This is a genomic window from Candidatus Ruminimicrobium bovinum, assembly GCF_902760015.1.
Lineage (GTDB): Bacteria > Elusimicrobiota > Endomicrobiia > Endomicrobiales > Endomicrobiaceae > Ruminimicrobium > Ruminimicrobium bovinum.
In genome coordinates this window covers 1-4,738 of sequence record NZ_CACWEU010000132.1, presented here as the reverse complement: position 1 = coordinate 4,738, position 4,738 = coordinate 1, and the positions used below count along the sequence as shown (strand labels likewise).

Annotated in this window: 5 protein-coding genes; all 5 read right to left on the bottom strand. The window is 30.2% G+C overall.

The genetic code is table 11. The features are described from left to right. On the bottom strand, positions 1 to 1,135 hold a 1,135-nt coding region (locus ACMUOV_RS04760; RefSeq protein WP_413853966.1), incomplete at its 3' end, for a Tex-like N-terminal domain-containing protein. 109 nt (positions 1,136 to 1,244) lie between these two features. Further along, entirely contained in the window at positions 1,245 to 1,391 is a 147-nt protein-coding gene (locus ACMUOV_RS04755) for a DUF5679 domain-containing protein (protein WP_413853965.1), read from the bottom strand. A 207-nt stretch (positions 1,392 to 1,598) separates the two neighbouring features. Then, the gene (locus ACMUOV_RS04750; protein WP_413853964.1) at positions 1,599 to 3,257 is read right to left on the bottom strand and encodes a glycosyltransferase family 39 protein; all 1,659 of its coding nucleotides are present in this window, start codon (positions 3,255 to 3,257) and stop codon (positions 1,599 to 1,601) included. Between the two features lie 54 nt (positions 3,258 to 3,311). After that, positions 3,312 to 3,995: a tRNA pseudouridine(55) synthase TruB gene (gene truB, locus ACMUOV_RS04745; protein ID WP_413853963.1), complete on the bottom strand. Its 684-nt coding sequence runs from the start codon at positions 3,993 to 3,995 to the stop codon at positions 3,312 to 3,314. Further along, on the bottom strand, positions 3,985 to 4,738 hold a 754-nt coding region (locus ACMUOV_RS04740; RefSeq protein ID WP_413853962.1), incomplete at its 5' end, for a DHH family phosphoesterase. The genes ACMUOV_RS04740 and truB, both read right to left, overlap by 11 nt.

Genomic DNA, 4,738 nt, shown 5'->3' with positions numbered 1-4,738 from the left:
CAACATTATATTTATTTATAAAATCAACTACTATCTGCTGTGCTTCGGCAAGCCGGCATACCGGCTCGTGCGGAAATATAGGTTTATATTCTTTATAGTTACCGTTTCTGTCTATAATGGCAACTTTACAACCGGTCCTAAAACCGGGGTCAACACCCATAATAACTTTATGCCCCGCAGGAGAAGCAAGTAATAAATTTTTTGCATTTGTTGCAAATACTTTTATGGCTTCGGTATCTGCTTCTTCAATTTTTGCCAAAAATATTTCAACCTGTAACGACGGATACAAATGCCTTTCAAAAGCGGTTTTCATTGCAGTCCAAAGTTCCGGATAAAAAAGGCACATATTCGTTTTAACTATTTTTGCAGATATTATACTTATTGCCTGCTCGCTGTCAACATCTATTTTCCAAGTTAAAATATTTTCTTTTGCACCTCTTCTTATGGCAAGGATTCTGTGCGAAACTATATTTTTAATCGGTTCGCCGTAATCATAATACATTTCAAATTTCGTTTTTTGATCTTCCAACCCTCTTTTAACTTTTGACTTAAGCACACCGGTATTTAAAATAAAATTTCTTATCAAGCCCCTAAATAATGCATTATCGGAAATTTGTTCGGCAATTATATCTATGGCACCCGTTAAAGCATCTTTAACCGTTAAAACGCCTTTTTCTTTATTTATATATTTTGAAACTATTTCATCTTTATTTACATTCTTGCTCATCATTATTTTTTGATCCAAAATTTCTTGAGCAAGAGGTTCAAGCCCTTTTTGTTTTGCAATTGTGGCTTTTGTGGTTCTTTTCGGCTTGAAAGGTAAATATATATCTTCAAGTTTTGTTTTTTCCTTACATACTTCTATTTGTTTTTTTAATTCCGGGGTAAGTTTTTTTTGTTCATCTATACTTTTTAATATTGTTTCTTTTCTTGTTTCAAGTTCAATATAGTATTGAAGTTTATCCGCCACATTTCTAACTTCAGTTTCGGTAAGATTTCCTGTCCTTTCTTTTCTGTACCTTGAAATAAAAGGAACGGTGTTTCCTTCACCCAAAAGAGAAACCGTCGCTGCAACCGAAGCAGCATTTATATTCAAATCCGTTGTTATCCATTCAATTATTGTTGTTGCACTCACAATAGTACACTCCAAAAATAAAAACGGAGTTAGCACACATTATCGTAAGAAAACGAATAATACATACTATTCGTTAACCCCTTGCTTTATGCACTAACTCCTTTTTTATTTATTTTTTTCCAAGAATTTTGAAAACTTTTGTTCCGCAGTCAGGGCAAACACCTTTAACTGCCTTCATTCCGTTTTTCATAACGGTTTCTTCCGCATTTTTTACTTCAACTTGTTTTTTACACTTCATACATCTTGCTGTTGCCATTTTAATTAAACCTCCGTTATTGTATTACTATGCTAAATACTCTACTTTTTTTTATTTAATTTGTAAAGAGGGTAAAAGACAATTTATAATTTATGATTTATAACAACAGCCGATTCAGAAAATGCTTTGCATTTTCTTAGCCGATATCTGAGCCGGATACTTCGTATCCTCAGCTTTTCAACTGTCTTTATAACTTCTCAGCTCTAATCACTCAACTCTCAGCCCTCTTAACGGGTTACGAAGCGTATATAATTGTGATAAAATTTGGTTATTATGTGCATTATTTTTATCGAATCTGTATAAAGTTTCCGCACACTCTATTGCCTTTTCAATATCATTTTTAGCCATGTATATATCTCTTAAAATTTCATATTTTTCAGGTTTTTCAAAAGATGCCAGTGCAATTTGTAATGCCTCATCCAAACTGCCTTGTTTATATAAAACCGTTGCAAAATAAGTTGCAAAAAACTTTAAGGTATAATCCGTTTTTGCGGTATTTAATAAATTATATGCTTTTTGTTTATTACCTTCCTGAAAAGCAAAATATGCAATATTGGCACGAGCCAAAGGAAAATCCGGTGCCGTAGAAAAAGAATGTTCCCAAAATATTCTTGAAGTTTTATATCTTTCAATATTTTTATAAGAAGTAATTATAAATATACAAAAAACAATCATCGCAAACAAAACAAATATTTTTATAAAATCAATTTTTTTTGCAAAAAATATTTCGTTTGTATTTTTTAATGTAAGTTCGCTAAGCTGATATTTTTCAAAAATAACATCAAGTATTTTAATTAAAATTACAATTACACCTATTGAAGGAATTAAAAATCTGTGGTATAAAAAAATATGGTCCGGCATAAAAGCCGAAGGAATTAAAAATAAAGCATACCAAACTATTCCGAAAATTATAATTTTTCTGCCAATAATTCTTTTACAAAAAATATAAATCGTAAAAACAATTGCCATCAAACTTGTAATTATAGGAATATCTTTTAAACCAACCTCATATAAAACAACCTGCACATTTTCGGGAACAAAGAATTTTTTTATGTATATGGTTAAACCTGTTCCCATATTTATAACATAACTTTTCCAATTAGTTATATATTCGCTTATTTGAACACCCGGAACGGTAATACTTCTAATATAGAAATAAGGAACCGTTACGACAACGAAAGCTATTGTAAATAAAATAAATTGTTTTTTTGATATTTTAAAATCAAAGCAATAAATTAACAACAGATATACCGGCAATAATATTAAGCCCATTTCTTTTGTTAATATGGAAACGGCAAAAAAGAAAATTGTCATTATAAAACTAACAAAATTATTTTTTTTCAAATAAGAAACAAAATTTATTAAAGATAACATTGCAAAAATTGCAAGCATCGAATCATTACGCCCGGCTACCCATACCGAAACCGATGACAGTATTGGATGAACGGCAAGTAATAAAAAAACAATTTTTAAAATATTTTTATTAAAATTCAATTTCAGCAGAAACAAATACATCATCCAAATACTTAAAATAAAAAGTATTATATTTGTGGTATGGTAAACTTTCGGGTTAAAACCGAATATTAACGTTTCGGTCATAAATGAAAGATTTAAAATCGGTCTGTAACATAAATATGCATTTTGATAATACACATCTTTAACAAAAAGTTTAGGCAGGTTTTTGTAATCGGTTAAAAAATCCAAATGGTCATTTATAAGCCATTTATCATCCAAGTCCAACAAATCATAATTTATTGATTTTGCATATAAAGCAAAAATAATTACGGACAAACAAATAAAAAAGAAAACATTTGTCTTAAAAAAATTATAATTTTTGAATTTAAAAACATTCAATATTTTTTTCATTTAACCTATTATACAAATCACAAAGCAATTTTTTTGTTTTAAACCGATAAAAATTTAAACTACATGTATAATATCATCGACAGTTAATTCATCAACCGTTAAAGCATTTGATAATTTCCAATTATCAATTTGTTCCCTGACAAGCCCGCTTAAAACGGCTTCCGTTTTTAATGCTTTACCCATATCTTCGGCTAATGTTCTTATATATGTTCCGCTTGAACATTTTATTCTTGCTTCAATAAAGCCGTCTTTAAAATTTAATATATCAATTGAATATATTGTTATTTGTCTTTTTTTTCTTTCTACGGTAATACCTTGTCTTGCAAGGTCACAAAGTTTTTTACCGTTAACTTTAAGTGCCGAATACATCGGCGGAACCTGTTCAATTTTCCCCGTAAAATTTTCGCATACTTTTTTAATATCATCAAATGTTATATGTTCATAACCTGCCGTTGCAACAATATTACCTGCCATATCACCGGTATCGGTTTTTATACCGAGTTTTATTTTGGCTTTATATACCTTATCTTTTTTCATAAAAAAATCCTGTTTTTTTGTCGCCGAACCTACAAGAACAAGCATTAAACCTTTTGCAAGCGGGTCCAATGTTCCGCAGTGCCCTATTTTATTAACGGATAATTTTTTTTTGATTTGTTTAAGTAACCCGAAAGAAGTAATTCCCGAAGGTTTGTTAACCAACAGAAGCCCGTTATATTCATTATACGGTTTATTTTGCACTTAATTGTTCCTTACATACTTTGATTATTTGTTTTAAAGCGGTATCCATATCGGAATTTATTGTGCAGCCCGCAGCATTTTTGTGACCGCCGCCGGAAAAGATTTTAACTATGTTTAAAAGATTAAAATTTTCTATGGAGCGAAAACTTATTTTTATCTCTTTTTTTGCAACTTCTTTTAAAATACACCCGACAACAGCACCCGGAACCGCTATACAATAATTTATTATTCCGTCGGTATCGGCATCATCGGCTTTTGACTTTTTAAACATATCCTCCGTTAATTTTATATACACTAACTTGCCGTCCAATGCCGTATTTATATTCGACAAAGCCAAACCGTATAATTTTAATTTTTGCAAATAAAAAGTTGAAAATAATGTTTTGCAAATTTTACTTGAATTAACACCGCACTCCAATAATTTTGCGGCGGTTATATGGGAATTTGCAGTCGTATTTAATTGCTGAAACCTACCGGTATCGGTAACAATACCTATGTATAAATTTTCGGCTTCCGTTTTTGTAGGTTTTATTTTTAATGTTTCAAAAATATTATATATAAGTTCCGATACGGAAGAAGAATAAGGAACAACATAATTTATGTTACCGAAATCGGTATGAGAAAGATGATGATCTATATTTATTACAAATTTTGCCTGAGAAGGTTCTATTATATTGCCCATTCTTTCAAAATTCATACTTTCCAAAATAATTGCACAATCAAAAATTTTATCAATTTTGTTT